Genomic DNA, 24,861 nt, shown 5'->3' with positions numbered 1-24,861 from the left:
AACATGACCGATGCGGAGTTGGCCGCGCATCTGGCGGAAACCGCCGGTCGGATCCTGCTGGAAGTGCGGGAGTCCGGCGTGTTTTCGGCCAAGGCGCTGGGCAAGGCCGGCGACCAGACGGCGAACCAGTTCCTGGTTCATGCCATCCGCGAAGCGCGCCCCGACGATGGCCTGCTGTCCGAAGAAATGAAGTGCGATGGCGAGCGGCTCGGCAAATCGCGAGTGTGGATCGTCGATCCGGTGGATGGCACGCGCGAATATGGCGAAGCGCGGCAGGACTGGGCGGTTCACGTCGGGCTGACGATCGATGGCGTTGCAACCGTTGGCGCGGTGGCGCTGCCGGGTGCCGGAATGGTGCTTCGATCCGATCAGCCACAGGCCGTTCCCGCACCGGGAAGCCCGCTTCGTATGTTGGTTAGCCGTACAAGGCCGGCTGCCGAGGCTGTGAGCGTTGCCGAACGGCTGGGCGCGACGCTGGTCCCGATGGGTTCGGCCGGGGCCAAGGCGATGGCAGTGGTGCGCGGCGAGGCCGATATCTACCTTCACTCGGGCGGCCAGTTCGAGTGGGATTCGGCGGCACCGGTCGCGGTGGCGCTGGCGCACGGGCTGCATTGCTCGCGCATCGACGGCAGCCCATTGGTGTACAATCAGGAAGACACTTACCTTCCCGACCTGCTCATCTGCCCCAAGCCGCTTGCCGCGCAGATCCTGTCGCTCATCACGGAAACGAAAGCAGCCGCCTGAGCTGAGCCCGTCCGGAGCCGGACGGCTGCCGATAGCGGATCGCCTTCCCGATCGAGGGAAAGCGATCCGCGGCGATCATCAGGCCAAATGCTCGCGGAAGAAGGCGGCGGTCCGGTCATCCGCTAGCTGGGCGGCCTCTTCCGAACGGCGATCGCCCATCTCAGTCGCGAAGCCGTGGTCCTCACCGGGGTAGTCGTACAAAGTCACCTTCGGATGGTCGTCCAACCCCTCATGCATCTTCTGCTGCGTCGCCTTGTCGACGAAGCCGTCGTCACCGGCGATGTGCAGCAGCACCGGATGCGCGATGGCGTGCTTTTCACCCAGCAGGCCATCAATGCCGACGCCGTAATAGCCGACCGCCGCATTGATGTCCGTCCGGCACGCCGTCATGAACGCCAGGCGACCGCCGAGACAATAGCCGACCGCACCGACCTTGCCGGTGCCGCCGAGCAGCTGGCGCGCCTGATGGATCGTCGCCTCGATGTCGCGGATGCCGGCATCCTGATCGAACTGGCCGAACAGGTCGAGACCGCGCTGCAGCTCGGCCGGGACGTCGGGGTTCAGCTCCACGCCGGGTGCGATCCGCCAGAACAGGTCAGGCGCGATGGCGAGATATCCCTGCTCCGCCAGCCGGTCGCACTTCTGGCGAATGCCAGGGTTCACGCCGAACACCTCCTGGATGACGATGATCGCGGCGGTCGGCGTTCCGCTCGGGTCCGCGCGATAGGCCTTGAACATACCTTCGCCGTTCAATGCCGTGACGTCGATCATCTCACCCATGTGCAATCCTCTCAGTTGATGTCGGCCCGCGATGCGGTTGCGATGAAAGCCGCATAACGGGCATAGATGGCGCGTCAGTGACGCTATCGTCCCTACGGGGACTGCTCAAGGGAGCGTGATCAATGAAGGTCACCATCGAAATCGATTGTTCACCGGAAGAAGCGCGGCGGTTCATGGGCCTGCCCGATCTCGCCCCTTTGCAGGATCGCTATGTCGCGCTGCTGCAAAAGTCGCTGGAACAAAGCACGCAGGCGCCGGAAGCGCTGGAGGCGATCATGAAAAGCTGGGCGCCGATGGGCGAAGCCGGCACCGCGATGTGGCGGCGCATGTTCGAAACCGCGGCCAAGCCCGGCGGTTGATGGACACGATCTACGCGGTGTCCAGCGGCCGCCCGCCCGCCGCCATCGCCGTTTTGCGCATCAGTGGCCCCGATGCGATGGCAGCGGCCACGAAGCTTGCCGGATCGCTCCCCGCGCCCCGCCGCGCTGCGCTGCGGCGGTTGACGGACCATATCGGGGCGGTGCTGGACCAGGCGCTGGTCCTGATCTTTCCCGGCCCCGCTACCGCCACTGGCGAGGATCTCGTCGAGTTTCACCTTCACGGCGGACGTGCGGTTGTGGCGGCGGTGGAGCGGGCGCTGGGATGCCAGCCCGGGCTGCGGCTGGCGGAGCCGGGCGAGTTCACGCGTCGCGCACTTGCCAATGGCCGCATTGATCTGATCCAGGCGCAGGGATTGGCGGACCTGCTCGAGGCGGAGACCGAGCAGCAACGGCGGATGGCGATCGAAAGCGCGGATGGTGCGGTGAGCGTGATGATCACCGGATGGATGGACGCGCTGTCCCGCGTCGCGGCGCTGATCGAGGCAGGCATTGATTTCGATGATGAAGACGACGTCACGCCGATCGACCTCCGGTCGATCGAGGAGGAGGTCGAGGCGCTTGTAGCGGAGTTGGATCGGGTGCTCGCCCGCCCGTCGGTCGAACGATATCGCGACGGGATTCGGGTGGTGCTGGTCGGGCCGCCCAACGCCGGCAAGTCATCGCTGCTGAATGCTCTGATCGGCCGAGAGGCTGCCATCGTCTCTCCGATAGCAGGCACGACGCGGGACCGGGTGGAGGCGAGCGTGGTGCGGCGCGGGAACGTCTACCTCCTCACCGATACGGCCGGGCTGCGCGACGAGACGGACGATCCTATCGAACAGATCGGCATCGTTCGTGCGCGTGAGGCCCTCGCCGCAGCGGATATCATCCTAGATCTGAGTGACGATCCTTCACCTGACCCGCGCGCCATTGCGGTGCACGCTCGTGCTGATCAACGTCCGGCGGTTCCGTCAGCGGCGGTTGGAACATCTACCCTCGACCTCGAGAGCATCGACCGATTGTGGGCTGTCATTGAAAAACGCGGCTCATCGGTGTTGGGTGACGCCAACGGCGCAACGTTTCATGAGACGCAGCGACAAGCGCTAGCGTCGGCGCGGGCTGCACTGGCGCGTTTCAGCGATGACGGTGACTTGTTGTTGCGCGCAGAAGAAGTACGTACAGCGTCTCGCGCGCTCGCCGGCCTGCTCGGCATCGACGCGACGGAAGCGATGCTGGATGCGTTGTTCGGCCGTTTTTGCCTCGGAAAGTAGTGTTTCACGTGGAACAATCGTTTGACGTTATCGTGATCGGTGGCGGTCACGCTGGCACGGAAGCGGCGGCGGCGGCAGCGCGCCGGGGCGCGCACGTTGCCCTTATCAGCCATGATCCCAGCCGCATCGGTGCGATGTCATGTAATCCCTCTATCGGTGGCTTGGGGAAGGGTCATCTGGTGCGCGAGGTGGATGCCTATGACGGCCTGATGGCGCGAGCGGCAGATGCCGCGGCCATTCACCATCGCATGCTCAACCGGAGCAAGGGGCTGGCGGTCCAAGGCCCCAGGATCCAGGCGGATCGCCGGCTGTACGCTGCTGCCATCAGGCGCATGATCGGAGCTGAAGCGGGCATCACGATTATCGCTGGCGAAGCGGTTGCCCTGATCGTGGTTGGGGATCGGGTGGAGGGCGTTGCGCTATCCTCCGGCCAAGAAGTAAGCGGACGTGCCATCGTTCTCGCGACCGGCACGTTCCTCGGCGGCAAGTTGTTTCGCGGTGAAGAGCAGCAGTCAGGCGGACGGGTTGATGAGGCCTCGGCCCTTCCGCTGGCGGCGCAATTGCGCGAACTGAAGCTTCCCATGGGTCGGCTGAAGACCGGCACTCCACCGCGCCTCGACGGCCGCACGATCGACTGGGCGCGACTGGAACCGCAGCCGTCGGACGTGGATCCCTGGACCATGTCGCCGATGACGCGGAAGCGCCTGCTCCCGCAATTGGCCTGTGCGATCACGCGGACCAGCCAAGCCGCCCATACGATCATCGCCGAGAACCTGCATCGCTCGCCGTTGCAGACTGGCGCCATCGAGGGGCAAGGCCCACGTTATTGCCCGTCGATCGAAGACAAGATCCGCCGCTTCGGAGATCGCGACGGGCATCAGATCTTCTTGGAGCCGGAAGGGCTGGACGATCCGATCGTCTACCCAAATGGTATTTCTACCTCCCTACCCGCGGACGTTCAGGAAGCATTCCTGCGCACCATCGTCGGCTTGGAGCAGGTGCGCATCACCATGCACGGCTATGCGGTCGAATATGATCACATCGACCCCCGCGCGCTCGATGCGACACTCGCCCTGCCAAATTTGACGGGACTGTATCTGGCGGGTCAGATCAATGGCACGACGGGCTATGAGGAAGCCGCTGCGCAAGGGCTGGTAGCTGGCGCCAATGCCGCTGGTGCGGCGCTTGGCCTGGCCCCGCTCCTCCCCGACCGCAGTGCCAGCTACATCGGCGTGATGGTCGATGATCTGGTGCTTCAGGGCATCAGCGAACCCTATCGTATGCTGACCGCACGCGCCGAATATCGCTTGGCCCTGAGGGCTGATAATGCCGAGACGCGCCTGTCTGAAAGTGCAGAAGCGCTGGGGCTGCTGTCGGCGGAACGCCGCGCCCATATCGATGATCGAATGGCACAGCGCGCGCGGCTGAAAGCCGGATCGACTGCCGAGGATGTGGATGCTGATCTGATCCGCGAGCATGAAGAAGACGTTCGATACGCGCCCTATCTCGCACGCCAGGCGGCGGAGATCGCGCGGATGAAGCACGATGATCGTGTAACCATCGCAGCGGGCGCCGACCTTGACCGGATCGCCGGCTTGTCGAACGAAATGCGGGAGCGTTTGCGAACGGCAAGGCCGAACACGCTGGGCGAGGCGTCGCGCGTTCGCGGGGTTACACCGGCAGCGCTGACCGCCCTGTGGCTCGATGCAAAGGCGCGGCGATGAGCGAGGACGATGCACGAGCCGCCGTGGAGGCGATCGTCGGCACAGCGTATATGGACCGGCTCGCGCGTTTCGTTGCGCGGGTGACTGAGGAAAGTGAGCGGCAGAATCTGGTCGCCAAGCCAACGCTGGCTGCCATCTGGGAACGACACGTTCTCGATTCCGCGCAGCTCCTCCCGTTGGCTGGTGATCAGCCCGGCCTGTGGGCCGATGTTGGGACGGGTGCCGGCTTCCCCGGCATGATCATCGCCCTCGCCACTGATCGGCCGGTTGGCCTTATCGAGCCGCGGCGGATGCGCGCGGAGTTCCTGGCGTCCACCTTGGCAGACGAAGGTTTGTCGAACCGTGTCACGGTGTACCAGGCGAAGGTAGAGCGGGTTGTGGCGCTCTCAGCCGCGGTGATTTCGGCGCGCGCGGTCGCGTCATTATCGGAATTGTTGCAATCGACCGCGCATATCGCATCCATGGACACGCTTTACTTGCTCCCGAAGGGACAATCGGCCACGACAGAAGTGAACGAGGCGCGCCGCCGCTTTGAGGGATTGTTCCACGTGGAACAAAGCATCACCAGCCCCGAAGCCGGCATCGTCAGCGCCCGTCATGTGAGGCAGCGCCGATGATCCGAATTGCAGTTGCCAATCAGAAGGGCGGCGTGGGCAAGACCACGTCGGCGATCAATCTTGCGACAGCGCTTGCAGCCACCGGCAAGCGCGTCCTGCTGATCGACCTTGATCCGCAAGGCAATGCCTCTACGGGTCTCGGCATTACGCAGGCCCAGCGGCAGGCCTCCAGCTATAACGTACTGGTGGACCAGGCCTCCGTCGATGAGGCGGCCGTGCGAACCGGCGTGCCGCGCCTCGACGTGCTGCCCGCGACGGTCGACCTTTCCGGCGCCGAGATCGAGCTGGTCGAGCTTGAGCACCGCACGCATCGGCTGCACCGTGCGCTTGATGCCGCCTCCCCTCGCTGGGACATTGCCCTGATCGACTGCCCTCCGTCGCTTGGGCTGCTCACCATCAATGCGATGGTGGCCGCAGATTCGCTGTTCGTGCCCCTCCAGTGCGAGTTTTTCGCACTGGAGGGGCTAAGCCAGCTGCTCACCACTGTTGAGCGCATCCGCGCGCGGTTCAACCCGTCGCTGTCTATCATCGGCGTCGCGCTGACCATGTACGATCGCCGGAACCGACTAACGGAACAGGTGTCGGCGGATGTCCGCGCCGTGCTTGGCAAGGTGGTGTTCGACACCGTGATCCCGCGCAATGTGCGCCTGTCGGAGGCGCCAAGCCATGGCTTGCCCGCACTGATCTACGACCACCGCTGCAGCGGATCGCAGGCCTATATAGCGCTCGCGCGGGAGCTGATCGCGCGCCTGCCCCACACCGAAGAGGTTGCAGCATGACTGATACGAAGCGCCGCGGCGGCCTTGGCCGGGGATTGGGCGCGCTGCTGGGCGACATTGCGCGGGACGATTCGCCCGCAGACACCAGCGGCAGCCCGCCTGCCGGCGTTCGCCTGATCCCGGTCAGCGCGATCGCGCCGCATCCGGATCAGCCCCGCCGCCACTTCGACGAGGATGCCCTTAACGAACTCGCCGCCTCCATTGCGGAGCGCGGCATCATCCAGCCCATCGTCGTGCGCCCGCATGGCCACAATTATCAAATTGTCGCCGGCGAGCGGCGTTGGCGCGCGGCACAGCGCGCCCGGCTGCACGAAGTACCGGTCGTCGTTCGCGATTATTCTGATAGCGAAACGCTTCAGATCGCGCTGGTCGAGAACATCCAGCGGCAGGATCTCAACGCGATCGAAGAGGCGGAAGCATATAGCCGGCTGGTCGATGAGTTCGGCCATACGCAGGAGGTACTGGCCAAGACCGTTCACAAGTCGCGCAGCCATGTCGCGAACCTGCTTCGGCTGCTCGACCTGCCCAAGACGGTTCAGGCGCGGGTGGTGGATGGCTCGCTCAGCATGGGCCACGCCCGGGCGATCATCGGCGCGCCTGACGCAGAACAGCTGGCGGAGCAGGTCGTCATCAAGGGTCTGTCCGTTCGCCAGACCGAGAAGCTCGCCCAGACTGCCAAGCCTGGCTCCGTGCGAAAGCCGGCCCGTCAGCGCCCGGACCAAGTGGGTCAGGGCGCGAGCGATGCCGATGTGGCCGCGCTGGAGCGCCAGCTTGGCGACCTACTCGGACTGCGGGTGAAGATCACCTTTGGCGCTGGCGGCGGTGCCGTGACGATCGATTACAGCACGCTGGATCAGCTCGACATGTTGTGTCAGCGGCTGAGCGGTGAGCCGATCTGACCGCACGTCCGGCGGCCTGATCCACGTATCTCGACGATCTTCAGGAGCGTTGGCCGGGGAAGGTAATGGTTTACGCCTTCACAGAACCCTGCCCCGTCCTTTGGCGAGATGCGATTGTCCGCGCACAGGACAGCTTGAGATTTGCGGCCCCCCGCTGCCTGAACCTGTCCGGCGTTACGAAGCAGGATCTCACTTCACGATGCAGAGGCTGACCAGAGGGCGAAATCCGAAGCGCAACCTTGATTGCGCTTCGCCTCAGCGGCGGAGCTTGACGGCGAGCTCCATCATCGCCTGCGCGGCCAGCACGTCGCCTGCGCCCCCTGATCCGGCCATCACATCGCGTTCGGCCGCGCGGACCAGTGCCAGCGCGCGTGACAGCGCCTGTGGCGACCAGCGACGCAGGGCAGCAGATGTCGCGGCCTCTTCCTTGAAGAAGACGCGGTGCCGCTTCATGACGCCGGCGATATCGCCGCCATTCACCACTTCGCCCTTCATCTCAGCGAGCGCTGCCAGCCGCCGAGCGAGCGCGCGCAGCCAGGGCACCGGCGAGGTTCCCGCCTCGTCGAAGCGCCGAAGCGCCTCGCCCAGAACGGCAGGTTCGGCGCCGATGATCGCGTTGATCACGTCACCTGTTTCCGCATCGCCCAGATCCGCGCCGACCGCATCCAGCGCATCGAGATCGCATTCCTTCTGACGATCAACGGCGGCGTCGAGGTACAAGGCCAGCTTCTCGATCTCGCGCGTCATCACCGCGCGATCGCCGCCGCCGGCCTGCGCGAGGCGCCGTGCCACCCCGGCGCCCAGCCGCAGGCCATTCTCACGCGCAATTTCGTTTGCGATGCCTTCAAGCTGATCACCGCCGGGGACATAACAGGCAAGCGCCAGCGCGAGCGGAGAGTCGAGCGCGAGCTTCGCCACCTTGGATGTCGCCTTCAGCGATGGCGCGATCATCACCACCGGATTGCCCGCTTGATCCGCTTCGAGCAACGCAGTCACGGCCGCGAGGCTCTCATCGCCGGCGGCCGTGACCCGGATGTGCCGCGACGTCCCGAACAGTGACAGCGAGGCGGCCTCATCCGCAAGCCGTGCCGGATCCCCGCGCAAGGCAGCGCCTTCCAGATCGACCCTTTCCGCGTCCGTGCCGAGCGCACGAGGCAGACGATCGGCAAGCGCCAAGGCACCGGCTTCGTCAGGGCCGAACAGCAGGTATAGCCGGATATCGGCAGGCGGCCGGTCCAGCGCCGCCTTCAGGCGGGCTTCCGTCGCCTTCATGGGGCGGTGGGCGTACGCCCCAGATAAACCGCGAGGCGCATCAGGATCTGGTCTGCGACGCGCTCTGAGAGCCGCTCCAGCGCGGTGCTTTCGGCCGCGATTGTGGCGTAATCGGACCCGACCACGTCGATTCCCGCATCGGACCCTGCCGTCGCGTCCAGCACCACACCGTTCCGATCCAGCTCGACCAGTTGATAGCGCGCCCGCAACGTCCGCCGCTCGCGCGCCACCGAATCATCGCGCCGGATGGCGAGGCCGGTGATCTCGTCATCCAGCTTGATCTCCAGCCGGTAGCGCGCTGTCTGGCCCGCCGGAACGGCGCCCAGGCGATCGCGAAGCGCATTGGTGACCAGCCACCCCGCCTTGCCCTCGATCGGCGCCACCTCGACCTGGCCAAGCGCGCTGGCGACGGCGCCAGAGCCGCCACCCGAATAGAGCGGCTTCAGCCCGCACCCGCCCAGCGTCAACAGGGCGGCGGCGCCGGCGGCGAGGGCGAGGCGCCGCTTCATGCGACGATGTTCACCAGTCGATCAGGCACCACGATCACCTTCTTGGGGGCCTTGCCCTCCAGCACGCGGATCACCTTGTCCAAGGCCAGCGCCTGCGCTTCGGCGACTTCGCGCGCGACGCCCTTTGGCATCACCAGCGTGTCGCGCAGCTTGCCATTGACCTGCACGGCGACGGTGACTTCGTCGTCCACCAGCATCGCGGGGTCCACGACGGGCCAATCGGCGTCCGCGACCAGCCCCTCATGCCCCTGCGCCGCCCAGGCTTCCTCGGCGAGATGCGGCACCATCGGCGCGACGAGCCGCAGCAACGTACCGAGCGCCGCCGTGCGATCCGCGGACGGCTGCGCCTTCTCGATCGCGTTGGCGAGCGTGTAGATCAGCGCCACGGCCTTGTTGAACTGCAGCCCCTCGATCGCCTCGGCGACGCCCTTGACGGTGCGATGCGCCACCTTGCGCAGAGCAATGTCCTCGCCCTCACCAGTCCTATCGTCGCCGATCAGCCGCCACAGCCGCTGCACGAAGCGCCACGCGCCCTCGATACCGTTCTCGCTCCACTCCAGGTCGCGCTCGGGCGGCGAGTCGGAGAGCATGAACCAGCGCACCGCATCCGCGCCATATTGATCCACGATCGGTTCGGGATCGATCGTGTTCTTCTTCGACTTGGACATCTTCTCGATGCGGCCGACCGTCACTGGCTGGCCGGTTGCCGTCTCGACGCCATCCTCGATCTCGCCCGGCGAGAGCCAGCGACCGTCAGACGATTTGTACGTCTCGTGCGTCACCATGCCCTGCGTGAACAGGCCGGCAAACGGCTCCGCGACATCGATGAGGTCCACCGCCTTCAGCGCGCGCGTCCAGAAACGCGCGTAGAGCAGGTGGAGGATCGCATGCTCCACCCCGCCGATATATTGATTCACCGGCAGCCATTGCTCGGCCACCGCACGATCGAACGGCTTGTCGCTCGGCTGGCTGGCGAAGCGGATGAAATACCAGGACGAATCCGCAAACGTATCGAGCGTGTCGGTCTCGCGCACCGCTGGCTTGCCGCAGGACGGGCAATCGACGTGCTTCCACGTGGGGTGGCGATCGAGCGGGTTGCCCGGCGTCGCAAAGCTCACGTCCTCGGGCAGTTTCACCGGCAGCTGGTCGCCCGGCACCGGCACCGCGCCACAGGCGTCGCAATGGATGATCGGGATCGGCGTGCCCCAGTAACGCTGGCGGCTGACGCCCCAGTCGCGCAGGCGGAACACCGTGGTGCCCTCACCCCAGCCGCCTGCCTCGGCGCGCAGGATCACCTCGCGCTTGGCGTCCTCCACGTCCATCCCGTCGAGGAAGTGCGAATTCACCAGCGTGCCCGGCCCGGTATAGGCCTCGCCCTCGGCGAACTCGGGCGCATCCTTCGGCCCGTCGGAGACGACGCGGCGGATCGGCAGTGCGTATTTCGTAGCGAATTCGAAATCGCGCTGGTCATGCGCCGGCACGCCGAACACCGCGCCGACGCCATAATCCATCAGCACGAAGTTCGCGATGTAGACCGGCAGCTGAAGCGACGGATCGAACGGATGCGTGGCCTTTAGCCCGGTGTCGAACCCCTGCTTCTCCTGCGTCTCCAGCTCGGCCGCAGTCGTGCCGCCGCGACGGCATTCCTCGATGAACGCCTGCGCCGCGGGATCGTCAGCCGCCACGCGCTGCGCCAGCGGATGATCCGCCGCCACCGCGACGAAGCTCGCGCCGAAGATCGTGTCGGGGCGGGTGGTATAGACCTCAACCACGCCCTCGTTCGTGCCGGCCGCATCGCCAAGCGCGAAACGGAAGGTCAGCCCCTGGCTCTTCCCGATCCAGTTTTCCTGCATCAGGCGGACCTTGTCCGGCCAGTTCTTCAACTCGCCCAGCCCCGACAGCAGGTCGTCGGCGAAGGCGGTGATCTTCAGGAACCACTGGTTCAGCTTGCGCTTCTCGACCAAAGCGCCCGAACGCCAGCCACGCCCGTCGATCACCTGCTCATTGGCGAGCACGGTCATGTCGACCGGATCCCAGTTCACCGCGCTTTCGCGGCGATAGACGAGCCCCGCCTCGTAGAATTTCAGGAACAGCGCCTGCTCATGCCCGTAATATTCGGGATCGCAGGTCGCGAATTCGCGCGTCCAGTCCAGCGCGAAGCCCAGCCGCTTCAGCTGCGCCTTCATCGTGGCGATATTGTCGCGCGTCCAGCCGCCGGGGTGGACGCCCTTCTCCATCGCGGCATTCTCGGCCGGCATGCCGAACGCGTCCCACCCCATTGGGTGGAGCACTTCCATGCCATTCATCCGGCGGAAGCGCGCCAGCACGTCGCCCATGGTGTAATTGCGCACATGCCCCATGTGGATGCGCCCCGAGGGATAGGGGAACATCTCGAGCACGTAGCTCTTGGGCTTGGGCGAATGGTCGTCCGCGGCGAAGGTGGCGCGCTCGTCCCATACCCGCTGCCAGCGGGCATCGGCGGCGAGCGCGTTGAAACGTTGGCCGTTGCTGGGGCTCATGCCTGGGCTCAGTTGGAAGCCGACGACGCGCGGCGCAGATCGCGCGCGCGGGTCAGGATGATGTCTTCCATCTTCTGCGTCGTGGCGGCAGCGACCGGCGCGCTCACCCACTGGCCAGCCTGGTTCACCTCACGCAGCGCAGCGACGCGCACGGCGTCGGCGCGCAGATCCTGATCGAGGATCGTAACGGTCACCTTCATCCGCTCGGTCGGCGTCTGCGGGTTCACATACCAGTCGGTGACGATGACGCCGCCGTTGGAATCGGTCTGTAGCAGCGGCATGAAGCTGAGCGTGTCAAGCGAGGCACGCCACAGATAGCTGTTCACCCCGATGGTGGTGATACGGCTGGCGGCGAGATCCGCCTCCGGCCGCTTCTGGCCACCACCACAGGCAGCAACGGCAAGGGCAGCGCTAACGACCAGCGCGGAACGCAACGGGCGGAACATCGGCATCGTCCTGATGGAAAAATCGTGGTCCTGACCTCTATAGAGCATGGCCTATGCTCGCAAGTTCGCGGTGGAGGGCTGCTGCCGCCGGTCCAGTGGAACCGCGAACATGGTTAGCGGCTTCGCTATTGTGGAAAGCATGCAACACCTCCGCCAAAAGCAACACATGCACGTGGCGAGGCGCGAACGAATCGTGCTAGGTGCGTTTCCAAGGGTCGGAGGGATTCTGTGGACGCGGTACGTGCGCTTTTTGGCGGTTCTGTCGTGGCGATTGCCGCGGCGATTGCCATTGCGCCTGCCATTGGCGCCTCCGAGCCGGACCGGGTAGCGACCAAGCGGCCTGTCGCATCGCGGGCGCTGGGCGGATTCACCCCTGCTGCGGCAGATCCGCGGCTGGCGGCGGCATTCGCCCGCAGCGGGCTCGGCGCAAGCGAGTTCCGCTTCACGCCTTCGGAGAATCGCCAGGGCAACCGGCCGGTAACGGTCGCCGTTCGTGCCCGCTCCAGCCAGATCGCCGATGCCGGCCGCGCCGCCGCCGTTGCGCCGACGGTCGGCCTGGTGCCGGTCGCCTACAATCTGGGCGTTTCGGTCGGGTGGAAGCGCTTCGCAGTAACCGGCGACGTGGCGAAGATCGACCTGGCCGGTCAGCCCGGCGGGCGTGAGGCTGCCGATGTCGCGGTCAGCTACTCTCTGCCGCGCTTCACCGGTCGGGTTCAGGCCGGGGCCGATCGCGCACTTCCCGGTGCGCCCAAGCTGGTGGAGGATGGGCCCAGCTATTCGCTGGACGTGGGCGGTTCCTACTCGCTCACCCGGAACATCGATCTGACCGCGGGCATGCGCTACAAGTCCGAACGTGAACGCCTCGCGCGCTTCAGCGACGATCGCCGTGACAGCCAGGCGGTGTACGTAGGAACGGCGTTCCGCTTCTAAGCGGCGCTTTGCGGTGCGCTATCATATGCGCCGCAGAGCTGATCTCCTGATCCCATCACGCGCGGCTGTTCGGTGGAAGCCACGCATCGATGGCTGCCCAGCCGTCAAAGCCCGGCATTGTCCGAAATCGTCGCGCGTCCATGCCGCCTAGCGCGATTCGCGTCATCGGCAGCATCAGCGCCAGCCGCCTTGCTCGGCGTCGCCCCAGGCTGTCGGCACCGGGGTGTGATCGCGTCGCGAAGACGGGCGAGATGAATGCCGTGCTTGCCCTCGCCTGCCGGGCGCGCCGGGCCTCGCGCACGTCATGCACCGGCCAGGTCGTCATTCCCGGTCCGGGCGCGCGATGGACGCCCATTTCCCCCGCCAGCGGTACATCGCCCGCGCGGATCAGGATCAGCCCGCGCGAACGCGCCAAGCGCAGCAATCGGGCGAACAACCGCCGGCGCTCGGGAAGCGCTGTCGCGTGATGCCGGAAGACGATTCCTCCACCCCGCGGCAATCGGCGCACCGCGCGCCACAGATCATCCCCCATGCGCTCGTCCGTCATCAACCATAGCGTCGGGACAGGGTGGCGGCGCGGCATCGCCACCCGTATAGCCCCGCCGATGCAAGCCGACGACCGCCTTGATGCCATCCGCGGGCGCATCGCCCATGCCGCCAAGCTGGCGCGGCGCGATGCTGCCGCCATTACCCTGATCGCCGTATCGAAGACGCACCCTGCCGATGCGATCGAGCCCCTGCTCGCCGCCGGCCACCGCGACTTCGGGGAGAACCGCGTGCAGGAGGCGGAGGCCAAATGGCCTGCCCTGCGTGAGAAATATCCGGACGCGCGGCTGCACCTGATCGGTCAGCTGCAATCCAACAAGGCGAGCGATGCGGTCGCGATGGCCGATGCCATCCACGCGGTGGACCGGTCCTCGCTCATCACCGCGCTGGCCAAGGCGATGGACGCGCAAGATCGTCGCCCCGCCTGCTTCATCCAGGTGAACATTGGTGAGGAAGCGCAGAAGGGCGGCTGCGCGATCGCTGACCTGCCCGCGCTCTTGGCGGAAGCGCGCAGTGCCGACCTGCCGGTGGCGGGGCTGATGTGCCTGCCGCCTGCGGAGGTGGAGGCCGCGCCCTATTTCGCGCTACTGGCGAAGCTCGCGCGTGACGAAGGCATCGGCGGGCTCAGCATGGGCATGTCGGACGATTTCGAGACCGCGGTGATGATCGGCGCCACGCATGTGCGCATCGGCTCAGCGCTGTTCGGAGCCCGCGCATGAAGTTCGACGCGTTGCTGTTCGATTTCGACGGAGTGCTGATCGAAAGCGAGTATCTCGGCAACAAGCACATTGCCGACTTCCTCACCGAGCGCGGGCATCCGATCACGCCGGAGCAGTCCATGGCCAATTTCATGGGTCTGTCCGGCCGCGACTTCCTCGATCGGGTGGAATCCTTCATCGGTGGGCCGCTGCCCGACGACTGGAGCGAGGCGCGCATGGCGGAGAACGAGCGCGTGCTGGCCGAGGGGGTCGAGGAAGTCGCCGGCGCGATCGCCTTTGTCCGCAGCCTGCCCGCCGATCTGCCCAAGGCGGTCGTCTCCTCCAGCTCGACGCGCTGGATCAGCACGCATCTTGCGCATCTCGGCCTGTCGGACGTGTTCGGCGACCACATCTATTCGGGTGCGGAGCATGTCACTCGGGGGAAGCCAGCGCCGGATTTGTACCTGTATGGCGCGCGCCAGCTCGGCGTTTCGATCGAGCGGTGCGCGATCCTCGAGGATTCACCGGTTGGCGCGACTGGCGCGGTGGCGAGCGGCGGGCATGTCATCGGCCTGTGCGCGGGGCTGCACTGCACGCCTGGCCATGACGCGAGGCTGCGCGAGATCGGCGTCCACGCGATCGCGCATGACTTCGATGAGGTCAGGCGGCTGTTGCAGGTCTGACGCCCCGCCGCTGATCGGCGTGAACGATCTTCTTCGTTCGCCTCAAGCCTGCCGAAGAACGTGCGTTCCACAAGCTCAGGACGGACACGCTTATAGCTGATGCCCGGTGCGGTCGCGCTTGGTGGCGAGATATTGTTCGTTGTGCGGGTTTGTCGGCAGGAAGTGCGGCACCCGTTCCGTGACGGTGATGCCACGCGCTTCCAACCCGGCCACCTTGCCCGGATTGTTGGTCAACAGCCGGATCTCGCGCTGCCCGAGCAAATCGAGCATCCGCGCCGCGACGCCGAAATCGCGCGCATCGATTGCGAAGCCGAGCCGCGTATTGGCGTCCACCGTGTCGAAGCCCTGATCCTGGAGCGCATAGGCGCGCAGCTTGTTGACCAGACCAATCCCCCGCCCTTCCTGGCGAAGATACAACAGGATGCCCCACCCCGATTTGGCAATCGCCTTCAGCGCCGCATCCAGCTGTGGCCCGCAATCGCATTTGAGGCTGCCCAGCGCATCCCCGGTCAGGCATTCGCTGTGCAGGCGCACCAGCGGCGGCTCTCCCTGCGGGGTGCCAATCAGCAAGGCGACATGCTCGCCCGGCCCTTCCGGCGTCCGGAACGCCACGATTTCGGCATCTTCGGCATGGGCGACCGGCAACCGCGCACGCGCGGCTATGGTCAGCCGAACAGCATCCTCGTGCGCGTCGATCTCGGCCGATGACAAGGTGACATCGGCGGCACCGCCCTCCAGAACGAAGAAGGCCGGTAACATGCCCGCGATGCGCGCCAGCCGAAGCGCCGCCGCGGCATCATCGCGCGCCGTCACGGCGATGGCGCGAAACGGTCCCTTCAGCGGCGTCGCGAGGTCGAGCTGCGGATCCGCCAGTGCGGTCGCCGTCGCGAAATCGATCCAAGGCGCCCGGTCCACCAGCACCGGCGCGTCGGGCACCGCCGCCTCGAGCTGGTTGGCCAGCTTCAGCGTCTCGGCCCGGCCGGCGGATAGCAGAACCGGCGCCTGCCGCTCGGGATCGAACGCATCCAGCCGCACCGGATCGGCCGTCTCGATCGGCAGCAGCGCCAGCGCGCCGATGCGGATCGGCCAGCCGCGGCGCAATGCGTCGATCGCTCGGGCGGTCTGGCGCGGATCGGTCAAAAGGCGAACTCCGTCATGATCGGGACGTGATCGGATGGCTTCAGCCAGCTGCGGCACGCCTCGTACACATGGTGGGATTGCGCCGCCTTCGCCACATTCCCCGTGGCCCACATGTGATCCAGTCGCCGCCCGCGATCATTCTTCGTCCAGTCCGGCGAGCGATAGCTCCACCAGGTATGGAGCCGTGCGGGCGCTGGGTGAAAATGCCGGCCGAGATCGACCCAGTCGTTGGACGCCTTCAGCCGGTCCAGCGCCTCCACCTCGATCGGCGTATGGCTGACGACCTTCAGCAGCGCCTTGTGGCTCCATACGTCGCTGGGCAGCGGCGCGATGTTGAAGTCGCCGGTCAGGATCGTCGGGCAGTCGAGCGCCTCGGACCATTCGGTCATGCGCTGCACGAAATCGAGCTTCTGCCCAAACTTCGGGTTCGCCTCGCGATCGGGCACGTCGCCGCCGGCCGGAACATAGACATTCTCCAGCCTGACGCCGTTTTCCAGCCGCACGCCGATATGCCGCGCCTCGCGATTGGCCTGCCAATCCAGCCGGTCGTCCTCGGTGATCGGCACGCGGCTGATGATCGCCACGCCATGATGCATCCGCTGGCCATGAAGCAGGATGTGCTGGTAGCCGAGCTGACGAAAGGCCTCGGCCGGGAAGTCGGCGTCGATGACCTTGGTCTCCTGCAGGCACAGGATGTCCGGCTGAGCCTCGCGCAGGAACTGCTCAACGATGGCGATGCGGAAACGGACCGAATTGATGTTCCAGCTGACGATCTTCACCCGCGCGCTTTAGCGGGGGCAACGCGGCAACGGCAATCATCATATGCGCCGGAGAAGGAAAGGCCCTCGCTCCGGGGGCTTGGAGCGAGGGCCGACCTGGCGTTCGTCACGCAGGGGGGAGTGGAACATCGTTCAGGCAACAGGGGGAAAATCCTGAACCGCCCCACATCCGCATTCGGGGCAATAGCGGCCCTTTCCTGTCGCCTGGATGAACAAACCGGTTGTGAACCGTTCAGTTGCGCGTTCCGTTTCTCCGCGGATCGTTCCAACGGAACGTTCCGTCGCTCACCGGCACGTTGAACCGCTGATTGTCGAGCCGGATGGTCGTCCGATTGCCCTGGCTGTCCAGCGTTACCCAGCCCTGCAGCATCAACCCGCCCGGTGCGCCGCCTTCCCGCGCGAACACCATGGTGATGCGACCATATTCGGGATGCTTTGGATCGTAGCCCTCCACCGACAGCACGCGCGAATCGCCGCTGGGGATCACCTTGGCATAGCGGGCGATGTCACGATCCGGGTTGATCAGCACGCCCAGCGGTGAATTGGTGATCGGCCAACGCTGCACCTGGCGCACCGAATAGTCGATAAAGGTCAGCGCCTTGCCATCCCCAACCACCAGGATCGGCACGCCCTTTTCATATTGGAAGCGGATCTTGCCCGGCTTCTTGAGCGACAGCGTTCCCGTCAGCGTCTTTCCGGCGCGATCGGTCTGCGTGAAATCGGCGGTCATCGTGTTGACGGCGCGCAGGTGGTTCTGGACCAGGGCCAGGTCACCCGATTGCGCCGCCGCCGGCGCAGCGATCACGATCGCGGCGGCGATTGGCACGAAACTTCTCAACATGGCTCTCCCGTTGGGCATGGCCTGGCTTCTGGCCAGGACGGGTTGAACGCGTGGTGAACCCTTCCTGGTTCCCCGCCAGCGCTGTCGCGGCAGCGGGGTACGCCAGGCGCACACCGCGCCGTTCACGTCAGAAAAGGGTGTTGAGCCCCACTGTCTCACCAGTGCCGATCCAGCCTTCATAGATCATCTTGAAGGCCACGAAGATGATCACCGCAAGACCGATATAGGCGATCCAGCGATAGCGACCGATCACCCGCGCGATCAGGTTCGCGGCCAGGCCCATCAGCGCCACCGACAGAATGAGGCCGACCACCAGAATGCCGGGGTGCTCGCGCGCCGCGCCAGCCACCGCCAGCACATTGTCGAGGCTCATCGACACGTCCGCGATCGCCACAGCCCAGGCCGCGCCGGCAAAGGAGCGTGCCGGGGAGAGGCCCGACTGCTCGTCGCCGTGGATCTCTTCCGAACCCACGTTCGCATGGGAATGGGCGCGCAATTCGCGCCAGAACTTCCAGCTCACCCAGAGCAGCAGCAGGCCGCCAGCGAAGATCAGGCCGACGATGCCCATCAGCCAGGTGACGATCAGCGCGAAGAAGATCCGCAGCACCAGCGCCGCGATGATGCCGATCAGGATCACCTTCTTGCGCTGATCGGTCGGCAGGCCGGCGGCAAGCGCCCCGACGACCACCGCATTGTCTCCGGCGAGAACCAGATCGATCATCAGCACCTGGCCGAATGCCGCCAGCGCGGCCGGCTCGGACAGGTTGGAGAAATCCGCGACGATATTGTGCCAGATGTCACCCAGCGAGCCGGGGCCCTGGATGGCGGCGGCAGCTTGGGCGAGCAGGGTAAGGATCAACGGTCAACGCTCCTGGGTATCTGGACATCGAACGGCGACAGGGCCGATCCGGTTGCAGGTTCGATACCGAGGTTAGCCGCCCTGCGCCAGCGTGCTGACACACGCCGACGACGGCTCGGCCTTAAGCAAATGTCCTGCCGCGACACGATGACGGCAGACACGTGCAAGACAGGCGGCAGCGGCGCGGGCAAGGCCGCGCCGCCGCCCCACCCGCTTACTGATTCATGCTGGCGAAGAAATCCTCGTTGGTCTTGGAATCCTTCATCTTGCCGAGCAGGAATTCCATCGCATCGACGGTGCCCATCTGCATCAGGATGCGGCGCAGCACCCACATCTTGCTGAGCTTGTCCTTCTCCACCAGCAGCTCTTCCTTGCGCGTGCCGCTCTTGGAAACGTCGATCGCCGGGAAGATGCGCTTGTCCGACACCTTGCGGTCGAGCACGATTTCCGCGTTGCCGGTGCCCTTGAACTCTTCGAAGATCACCTCGTCCATGCGGCTGCCGGTATCGATCAGCGAGGTCGAGATGATCGTGAGGCTGCCGCCTTCCTCGATGTTGCGCGCCGCGCCGAAGAAGCGCTTCGGCCGCTGCAGCGCGTTGGCGTCGACACCGCCGGTCAGCACCTTGCCCGACGAGGGTACGACGGTGTTGTAGGCGCGGCCCAGGCGGGTGATGTTGTCCAGCAGGATCACCACGTCCTTCTTGTGCTCGACGAGGCGCTTGGCCTTTTCGATCACCATCTCGGCCACCTGCACGTGCCGCGTCGCCGGCTCGTCGAAGGTCGAGGAAACGACCTCGCCGTTCACCGTGCGCTGCATGTCGGTGACTTCCTCGGGCCGCTCGTCGATCAGCAGCACCAGCAGGAACACTTCGGGATGGTTGGCAGAGATCGCCCGCGCGATATTCTGCATCATCACCGTCTTGCCGACGCGCGGCGGGGCGACGATCAGGCAGCGCTGGCCCTTGCCGATCGGCGAGACGAGATCGAGCACCCGGCCCGTCTTGTCCTTCGCGGTCGGATCCTCGATCTCCATCTTCAGCCGCTCGTCAGGGTAGAGCGGCGTCAGATTGTCGAAGTTTACACGGTGACGCACGGCGTCGGGATCGTCGAAGTTGACGCGAACCAGCTTGGTCAGCGCGAAATAGCGTTCGCCGTCCTTCGGCCCGCGGATCTCGCCCTCAACCGTATCGCCAGTGCGCAGGCCATGCTTGCGGACCTGGTTCGGCGACACATAGATGTCGTCCGGACCGGCGAGGTAATTCGCCTCGGGAGAGCGCAGGAAGCCGAAGCCGTCGGGCAGGACCTCGATCGTGCCCTCGCCCATGATCTGCTCGCCTTCCTCGGCCTGAACCTTGAGGATGGCGAACATCAGATCCTGCTTGCGCAGCGTGGAGGCGCCCTCGACGCCGAGCTCTTCGGCCAGCTGGACCAGTTCCGCCGGAGCTTTCTTCTTGAGGTCCTTGAGATGCATATCGTGTGTCCGATGAGGATCGGTGGGGGGAGAAGCCCGGTTGGCGGAAGCTATTCGCGCGGCAACGAGACTGACAGGAGGCAGCGCAGCCGAGAGGTCGCGCCGTGAGGGCGACGTAGGAGCGAGGCCGGGGATAGTCAAGCTGCCCGTTGCCGCAAGGCCGATGGCCCGCGCCGGGCGGGGGTGGCGCGGCCCCGACTCAGGACCGGAGCGGCGGCTTGGTTAGAAGGGCTTCACCACCGCCAGGATCACGATGATCGTCACTGCCAGGGCGGGCACTTCGTTGATCATCCGAAGGCCGCGGTTGCTCAGCGTCGCTTGCCCCCTCGCCAGCTTCTTCGAATAGCCGACCGCCCAGCCGTGATAGCCCGAGAGCAGGAACACCACGAAAAGCTTTGCGTGCAGCCACGCCAGGCCCTGAATGCCCGCCAGCAGCCCGGCATTCACCGCCAGCACCAGCCCGATCACCCAGACCGCGATCATCGCCGGCGTCAGGATGATGCGCCGCAGCTTCGCCTCACGCGTGATCCACCGCGCCGCATCGGCGGGATCGCCCAGCCCCTCCTGGTGATGCACCAGATAGCGCGGCAGAATGAACATGCCCGCCATCCAGAAGATCACGAAGATGATGTGCGCGGCCTTCACCCAAAGATAGGCCGCGCCCAGGAACCCGGCGCCCATCACCCCTGCCCTCCCATTGCGGTCACTGGTCCTGAACGGACGCGGGCGATCGCCTGTTCGACATGCGCGATCGGCGTGTGCTGGTCGATGCCGTGGCCGAGATTGAAGACATGCGGCCGCTCGCCAAGAGCGGCAAGAATGCGGTCGATCGCGCCGTCCAGCGCCGCGCCGCCGGCGATCAGCGCCAGCGGATCGAGGTTGCCCTGCACCGGTAGGCCCTTTGGCAGCACGGAATCCGCCCAGACGGGGTCGACCGTCTCGTCCAGCCCAAGCGCATCGACACCGGTTTCGCGGGCATAAGCGGGCAATTTGCCCCCTGCCCCCTTGGGAAAGCCGATCACCGGCACATCGGGGTGCCGTTCTTTCAGCGCGGCCACGATGGCCGCATTGGGGGCGATCACCCAGCGTTCGAACTGCGCCGGCGACAGCGTGCCCGCCCAGCTATCGAACAATTGCACCGCCTCGACCCCGGCCTCGATCTGCCCGGACAGATACTCCACCGTCAGCGTCACGATCGCCTGGATGATTTCGGCAAAGGCAGCCGGATCGCGATAGGCGAGGCCGCGCGTTTCGGCCTGATCACGGCTCCCCTGCCCCGCCACCATATAGGTCGCGACGGTCCAGGGGGAGCCGGCGAACCCCAGGAACGTGGTCTGCGCCGGCAGCGCCGCCGCCACCCGCCGCACCGTGGCATAGACCGGATCGAGCCGCCCGCGCACCGGTTGCAGCCCGGCGAGATGCTGGTCGAGCAGGCGCGGAGCGAGCCGGGGCCCCTCGCCCGGTCCGAAGGTCAGGTCCTGTCCCATCGCCCAAGGCACCATCAGGATGTCGGAAAAGAGGATCGCGCCGTCAAAGCCGAAGCGGCGGATCGGCTGTAGAGTCACTTCCGCTGCGGCCTCCGGATCGGTCGCGAGCGCAAGGAATCCACCCTTTTCGGCCCGGAGCGCGCGATATTCAGGGAGGTACCGCCCCGCCTGCCGCATGAACCACATCGGCGGGCGGGCGCTTTTGCGACCTTTCAGAACGCCCAGCAGTGGTTTTGAATCGGTTGGGGCGTCCATGCTTCTTCTCAAAAGAAAGAGTCTGATGGTTGTGTGATGATGTAGGCGCGTTGGTTGCGGGGCTTATGCGTTCATCCCCGGATTGCCAACAGCTTGACGCTGGCGGAGCCGCAGACTCCCGCGGATTCGATTCACCCATCCACGATTCTCACAGCCTGTGGATAGAATCGCCGCCGGTGGATTTAATTGTGGATGACTGATGAGTTTTCCACGGTGCGCACGGCGGCTTGGCCGCTCGCGCAGGTTACGCTAGCGGTTATCCCCATGTTATCCACAGGTTCATGCCCGTGACGGTGAAGCTGCACCTGCACCTCCTGTCGGACTCCACCGGAGAAACGCTGGAGAACATCGCCAAGGCGGCGCTCGCCCAATATGACAATGTCGAAACGGTGCGGCATTTCTGGCCCATGGTGCGCACGGAGGCGCATCTCGATCGCATTCTCCAGGAGATCGCGCAGAACCCGGGGCTGGTGATCTATACGCTGGTGAATGCCGCCACGCGCGATGCGCTGGAGCAGCGGTGCCAGGCGCTTGGCCTGCCGATGGTGGCGCCGCTCGATCCCGTGAACGACGCTTTGTCCGCGCTGCTGGGGCAGCAGGCAAAGAACAAGCCGGGGCGCCAGCACGTGCTGGACGCCGCCTATTTCGCGCGCGTCGATGCGATCCAGTTCACCATCGCGCATGACGACGGCGTGCTGTGGGAGGAATGGGAAGAGGCGGATATCGTCCTCGCCGGCGTATCGCGCTCATCCAAGACGCCGACGTCCATTTATCTCGCCAATCGCGGCTTCAAGGTCGCGAACATCCCGATCGTGGTGGAAAGCCCGCCCCCGCCGCTGCTCTATTCGCTCCAGAACCCGCTGATCGTGGGCCTCACCACCAGCCCCGACCGGCTGATCCAGATCAGGCGCAATCGCCTCCTGTCGCTCAACCAGGCCCCTGAAACGGACTATGTTGATCAGGAGGCGGTGACGCGCGAACTGCAATATGCCCGGCGGATGTTCGCCGACAATGGCTGGCCGGTGATCGATGTCACCCGCCGCTCGATCGAGGAAACCGCGGCGGCGGTGATCTCGATCGTCAACGAGCGTCGCGGCAATCCCGGCCTGGTGATCGATCAATGAAGCTGATCCTTGCCTCGCAATCCGCCTCGCGCCGCGCCATGCTGGAGGCGGCCGGCGTTCCGTTCGAAGCGCAGCCGGCGATGGTGGACGAGGAAGCCGCCAAGGCGTCGCTCGGCGCGATCGCCCCGCGCGATCTGGCCGATGCCCTGGCCGAGCTGAAGGCGCTGAAGGTATCGCACCGCAATCCCCAGGCGCTTGTTCTTGGATCGGACAGCCTCGCCGTGCTGGAGGACGGGACGATCCTGTCCAAGCCGCGCGACCGAGAAGAGGCAGCGAAACACCTCGAGATGATGTCGGGCAAGCGGCACGATCTCGTCAGCGCGGCGGTGATCGCTGAAGCCGGTCGCCCGGTGTGGCGCCATGTCGATCGGGCGCGGATGTTCGTCCGCCCGCTCTCCGACAGCTTCATCGAGGCGTATCTCGATGCCGAATGGCCGGAGATTTCGGGCTGCGTCGGCTGCTACCGCATCGAAGGGCCGGGGGTGCAATTGTTCAGCCGGGTCGAGGGCAGCCAGTTCACCGTGCTCGGCATGCCATTGCTGCCGCTGCTCGGATATCTGCGCGAACGGCAGGTGCTGGGCGCATGACGATAAACGAGGCACCGGTGTCACACGCTTCTCAACCATCCTTCGCGGGCTCCGCAGCCGGCCGCCCCTATGCTGAGGTGATCGGCGATCCGATCAGCCATTCGAAATCGCCGCTGATCCATGGCTTCTGGCTCGAAAAGCTTGGAATTGCCGCCGATTACCGCGCCACGCATGTCGCGCCGGAGGATCTGCCCGCGTTCATCGAACAGCGCCGTACCGATCCGCATTGGCGCGGGTGCAACGTCACCATCCCGCACAAGGTGGCGATGCTCGATCTTGTCGAGGATCCCGGCGGCGTGCGCGACAGTATCGGGGCGATGAATACGGTAGTCCGCCGCGAGGAAGGCGGCCTCTTCGGCACCAACACCGATGCCGCCGGATTCTATGGCCCGATCGCCGATCTCGACCTGGACGGGGCGCCCGTCGCCATCGTCGGCGCCGGCGGCGCGGCGCGCGCGGTGCTGTTCGCCTTGTCGCGCATGAATGTCGGCAAGGTCACGATCCTCAACCGTTCGCCGCTGAAGGGCGCCGCGCTGCTGAGCCGGTTCGGACTGAAGGGCGAGGCGCTGCCGCTGAATGCGCGGCTTCCCGAGGCGAAGCTGCTGGTAAACACCAGCGCGCTCGGCATGGCGGGGCAACCGCCGCTCGAGCTCGATCTGTTGCCGCTGCCGCCGGGGGCAATGGTGTATGACATCGTCTATGCGCCGCTGCACACGCCGCTGCTCGATGCGGCGGAGGCGCGCGGGCTGGAAACGATCGACGGCCTGGAGATGCTGGTGGGGCAGGCCGCTGCTGCGTTCGAGCTGTTCTTCGGCCAGCCGGCGCCGCGTGAACATGACGGCGACTTGCGGGAACTGCTGATCGCTTGAACGGTCGTCCCGGCCGCGACCGAGAAGCATGGCGGCGGGGAAACTTAGCGACCGGGGAAAAACAAGGGAGGGGCAATGATCAAAGTGGGGCTCACCGGCTCGATCGGCATGGGCAAGTCGACCGTCGCCAAAATGTTCGCCGAGGAAGGCATCCCCGTCTTTGATGCGGACGCCGAGGTGCACAAGCTGCAGGGCCCGGCCGGCCGTGTGGTTGCCGCGATCGAGGCGCGCTTTCCGGGTACCACCGGAGAGGGCGGCGTGAACCGCACCGCGCTAGCCGAGGCTGTGTTGGGCGACGACGTGGCGATGAAAGCGCTGGAAGCGATCGTTCACCCGGCCGTGGGAGAGGAACGGGCCGCCTTTCTCGCGGAACATGCCGCCGCCCCGGTCGTCCTATTCGATGTGCCGTTGTTGTTTGAAACCGGTGGCCAGCGCGCCATGGACAAGGTTGTTGTCGTTTCCGCCGCGCCCGATGTGCAGCGCGCCCGCACGCTTCAGCGGCCGGGCATGAGCGAGGGCAAGTTCGACGCCATCATCGCTCGCCAAGTGCCGGACGCGCAGAAACGCGCGCAGGCGGATTTCGTGGTTCCGACCGATGTGACGCTGGAGGAAACCCGCGCCCATGTCCGCCGGGTGATCGCTTGCCTCGTGCCCGGGGAAAGCCGATAATCCC

27 protein-coding genes are annotated in these 24,861 nt (G+C 65.8%); 14 read left to right on the top strand and 13 right to left on the bottom strand.

Features of this window, described 5'->3' with window-relative positions:
* Window positions 1-3: 3 nt before the first annotated feature.
* On the top strand, window positions 4-744 hold the full coding sequence (locus BMX36_RS12970) for a 3'(2'),5'-bisphosphate nucleotidase CysQ (RefSeq protein WP_093066395.1): 741 nt from the start codon (window positions 4-6) through the stop codon (window positions 742-744).
* A 78-nt stretch (window positions 745-822) separates the two neighbouring features.
* Here BMX36_RS12970 and BMX36_RS12965 read toward each other — a convergent pair whose 3' ends face one another.
* Window positions 823-1,524 (bottom strand): dienelactone hydrolase family protein, encoded by a 702-nt coding sequence (locus BMX36_RS12965; protein ID WP_093066038.1) that lies wholly within the window; start codon window positions 1,522-1,524, stop codon window positions 823-825.
* Window positions 1,525-1,646: 122 nt separating this feature from the next.
* Here BMX36_RS12965 and BMX36_RS12960 point away from each other — a divergent pair, with 122 nt between their 5' ends.
* The 6 genes from BMX36_RS12960 to BMX36_RS12935 are packed head-to-tail and all read left to right on the top strand — an operon-like array spanning window position 1,647 to window position 7,173.
* Window positions 1,647-1,883: a DUF6489 family protein gene (locus BMX36_RS12960; protein ID WP_093066036.1), complete on the top strand. Its 237-nt coding sequence runs from the start codon at window positions 1,647-1,649 to the stop codon at window positions 1,881-1,883.
* The gene (mnmE, locus tag BMX36_RS12955; protein WP_093066034.1) at window positions 1,883-3,154 is read left to right on the top strand and encodes a tRNA uridine-5-carboxymethylaminomethyl(34) synthesis GTPase MnmE; all 1,272 of its coding nucleotides are present in this window, start codon (window positions 1,883-1,885) and stop codon (window positions 3,152-3,154) included. Before BMX36_RS12960 ends, mnmE begins: the two co-directional genes overlap by 1 nt.
* A gap of 8 nt (window positions 3,155-3,162) precedes the next feature.
* Entirely contained in the window at window positions 3,163-4,878 is a 1,716-nt protein-coding gene (gene mnmG / locus BMX36_RS12950) for a tRNA uridine-5-carboxymethylaminomethyl(34) synthesis enzyme MnmG (RefSeq protein ID WP_093066393.1), read from the top strand.
* Window positions 4,875-5,495 carry a 16S rRNA (guanine(527)-N(7))-methyltransferase RsmG gene (locus BMX36_RS12945; RefSeq protein WP_093066032.1) on the top strand — a complete coding sequence of 207 codons (621 nt, stop codon included), beginning with the start codon at window positions 4,875-4,877 and terminating at the stop codon, window positions 5,493-5,495. Before mnmG ends, BMX36_RS12945 begins: the two co-directional genes overlap by 4 nt.
* A complete protein-coding gene (locus BMX36_RS12940; protein ID WP_066775563.1) occupies window positions 5,492-6,274 on the top strand; it encodes a ParA family protein in 783 nt (260 codons plus the stop codon). Before BMX36_RS12945 ends, BMX36_RS12940 begins: the two co-directional genes overlap by 4 nt.
* On the top strand, window positions 6,271-7,173 hold the full coding sequence (locus BMX36_RS12935; RefSeq protein WP_093066030.1) for a ParB/RepB/Spo0J family partition protein: 903 nt from the start codon (window positions 6,271-6,273) through the stop codon (window positions 7,171-7,173). Before BMX36_RS12940 ends, BMX36_RS12935 begins: the two co-directional genes overlap by 4 nt.
* 255 nt (window positions 7,174-7,428) lie before the next feature.
* Here BMX36_RS12935 and holA read toward each other — a convergent pair whose 3' ends face one another.
* Genes holA through BMX36_RS12915 form a run of 4 tightly spaced genes read right to left on the bottom strand, consistent with a single transcriptional unit; the run spans window position 7,429 to window position 11,919 of the window.
* Entirely contained in the window at window positions 7,429-8,445 is a 1,017-nt protein-coding gene (holA, locus tag BMX36_RS12930) for a DNA polymerase III subunit delta (protein ID WP_093066028.1), read from the bottom strand.
* A complete protein-coding gene (gene lptE, locus BMX36_RS12925; protein ID WP_093066026.1) occupies window positions 8,442-8,954 on the bottom strand; it encodes an LPS assembly lipoprotein LptE in 513 nt (170 codons plus the stop codon). Before lptE ends, holA begins: the two co-directional genes overlap by 4 nt.
* Window positions 8,951-11,473, bottom strand: coding sequence for a leucine--tRNA ligase (leuS, locus tag BMX36_RS12920; RefSeq protein WP_093066024.1), 2,523 nt, complete (start codon window positions 11,471-11,473; stop codon window positions 8,951-8,953). The genes lptE and leuS overlap by 4 nt, the downstream gene beginning before the upstream one ends.
* Window positions 11,474-11,481: 8 nt before the next feature.
* A complete protein-coding gene (locus tag BMX36_RS12915; protein WP_066775600.1) occupies window positions 11,482-11,919 on the bottom strand; it encodes a DUF3576 domain-containing protein in 438 nt (145 codons plus the stop codon).
* Window positions 11,920-12,147: 228 nt separating this feature from the next.
* On the opposite strand from BMX36_RS12915, the gene BMX36_RS12910 reads away from it, so the two are divergent.
* Window positions 12,148-12,849 (top strand): hypothetical protein, encoded by a 702-nt coding sequence (locus tag BMX36_RS12910; protein ID WP_066775573.1) that lies wholly within the window; start codon window positions 12,148-12,150, stop codon window positions 12,847-12,849.
* A 55-nt stretch (window positions 12,850-12,904) separates the two neighbouring features.
* Here BMX36_RS12910 and BMX36_RS12905 read toward each other — a convergent pair whose 3' ends face one another.
* Window positions 12,905-13,396, bottom strand: coding sequence for a thiamine phosphate synthase (locus BMX36_RS12905; RefSeq protein ID WP_256210790.1), 492 nt, complete (start codon window positions 13,394-13,396; stop codon window positions 12,905-12,907).
* Between the two features lie 58 nt (window positions 13,397-13,454).
* Between BMX36_RS12905 and BMX36_RS12900 the strand changes: the two genes are divergently transcribed.
* Together BMX36_RS12900 and BMX36_RS12895 are read left to right on the top strand one after the other, a co-directional pair.
* Window positions 13,455-14,114 carry a YggS family pyridoxal phosphate-dependent enzyme gene (locus tag BMX36_RS12900; RefSeq protein ID WP_093066022.1) on the top strand — a complete coding sequence of 220 codons (660 nt, stop codon included), beginning with the start codon at window positions 13,455-13,457 and terminating at the stop codon, window positions 14,112-14,114.
* The gene (locus BMX36_RS12895; RefSeq protein WP_093066020.1) at window positions 14,111-14,776 is read left to right on the top strand and encodes an HAD family hydrolase; all 666 of its coding nucleotides are present in this window, start codon (window positions 14,111-14,113) and stop codon (window positions 14,774-14,776) included. Before BMX36_RS12900 ends, BMX36_RS12895 begins: the two co-directional genes overlap by 4 nt.
* A 90-nt stretch (window positions 14,777-14,866) precedes the next feature.
* On the opposite strand, the gene ribA is transcribed toward BMX36_RS12895, so the two are convergent.
* The 7 genes from ribA to hemE form a co-directional block, all read right to left on the bottom strand.
* The gene (gene ribA, locus BMX36_RS22150) at window positions 14,867-15,916 is read right to left on the bottom strand and encodes a GTP cyclohydrolase II (protein WP_093066018.1); all 1,050 of its coding nucleotides are present in this window, start codon (window positions 15,914-15,916) and stop codon (window positions 14,867-14,869) included.
* On the bottom strand, window positions 15,913-16,695 hold the full coding sequence (locus BMX36_RS12885; RefSeq protein WP_093066016.1) for an exodeoxyribonuclease III: 783 nt from the start codon (window positions 16,693-16,695) through the stop codon (window positions 15,913-15,915). The genes ribA and BMX36_RS12885 overlap by 4 nt, the downstream gene beginning before the upstream one ends.
* Window positions 16,696-16,927: 232 nt before the next feature.
* Window positions 16,928-17,536, bottom strand: a complete 609-nt coding sequence (locus BMX36_RS12880; protein WP_093066014.1) for a LolA family protein — start codon at window positions 17,534-17,536, stop codon at window positions 16,928-16,930.
* Between the two features lie 127 nt (window positions 17,537-17,663).
* Complete coding sequence (locus tag BMX36_RS12875; protein ID WP_066775602.1) at window positions 17,664-18,392, bottom strand: TerC family protein; 729 nt, start codon at window positions 18,390-18,392, stop codon at window positions 17,664-17,666.
* Window positions 18,393-18,609: 217 nt separating this feature from the next.
* Entirely contained in the window at window positions 18,610-19,866 is a 1,257-nt protein-coding gene (gene rho / locus BMX36_RS12870; RefSeq protein WP_066775586.1) for a transcription termination factor Rho, read from the bottom strand.
* Window positions 19,867-20,088: 222 nt separating this feature from the next.
* The gene (locus BMX36_RS12865; protein ID WP_093066012.1) at window positions 20,089-20,547 is read right to left on the bottom strand and encodes a CopD family protein; all 459 of its coding nucleotides are present in this window, start codon (window positions 20,545-20,547) and stop codon (window positions 20,089-20,091) included.
* Window positions 20,547-21,608 (bottom strand): uroporphyrinogen decarboxylase, encoded by a 1,062-nt coding sequence (hemE, locus tag BMX36_RS12860; protein ID WP_093066010.1) that lies wholly within the window; start codon window positions 21,606-21,608, stop codon window positions 20,547-20,549. Before hemE ends, BMX36_RS12865 begins: the two co-directional genes overlap by 1 nt.
* A 281-nt stretch (window positions 21,609-21,889) precedes the next feature.
* On the opposite strand from hemE, the gene BMX36_RS12855 reads away from it, so the two are divergent.
* The 4 genes from BMX36_RS12855 (at window position 21,890) to coaE (ending at window position 24,857) form a co-directional block, all read left to right on the top strand.
* Window positions 21,890-22,732, top strand: coding sequence for a pyruvate, water dikinase regulatory protein (locus BMX36_RS12855; RefSeq protein ID WP_066775590.1), 843 nt, complete (start codon window positions 21,890-21,892; stop codon window positions 22,730-22,732).
* Window positions 22,729-23,319, top strand: a complete 591-nt coding sequence (locus tag BMX36_RS12850) for a Maf family protein (RefSeq protein WP_093066008.1) — start codon at window positions 22,729-22,731, stop codon at window positions 23,317-23,319. The genes BMX36_RS12855 and BMX36_RS12850 overlap by 4 nt, the downstream gene beginning before the upstream one ends.
* A 17-nt stretch (window positions 23,320-23,336) precedes the next feature.
* Window positions 23,337-24,188: a shikimate dehydrogenase gene (gene aroE / locus BMX36_RS12845; RefSeq protein WP_256210789.1), complete on the top strand. Its 852-nt coding sequence runs from the start codon at window positions 23,337-23,339 to the stop codon at window positions 24,186-24,188.
* Window positions 24,189-24,263: 75 nt separating this feature from the next.
* On the top strand, window positions 24,264-24,857 hold the full coding sequence (gene coaE, locus BMX36_RS12840; RefSeq protein WP_066778405.1) for a dephospho-CoA kinase: 594 nt from the start codon (window positions 24,264-24,266) through the stop codon (window positions 24,855-24,857).
* The last annotated feature ends 4 nt before the right edge of the window (window positions 24,858-24,861 follow it).

It is taken from the genome of Sphingomonas sp. OV641, from assembly GCF_900109205.1.
Taxonomy (GTDB): domain Bacteria; phylum Pseudomonadota; class Alphaproteobacteria; order Sphingomonadales; family Sphingomonadaceae; genus Sphingomonas.
The sequence above is the reverse complement of the archived record's forward strand: the minus strand, read 5'-3'. Positions and strand labels throughout refer to the sequence as shown.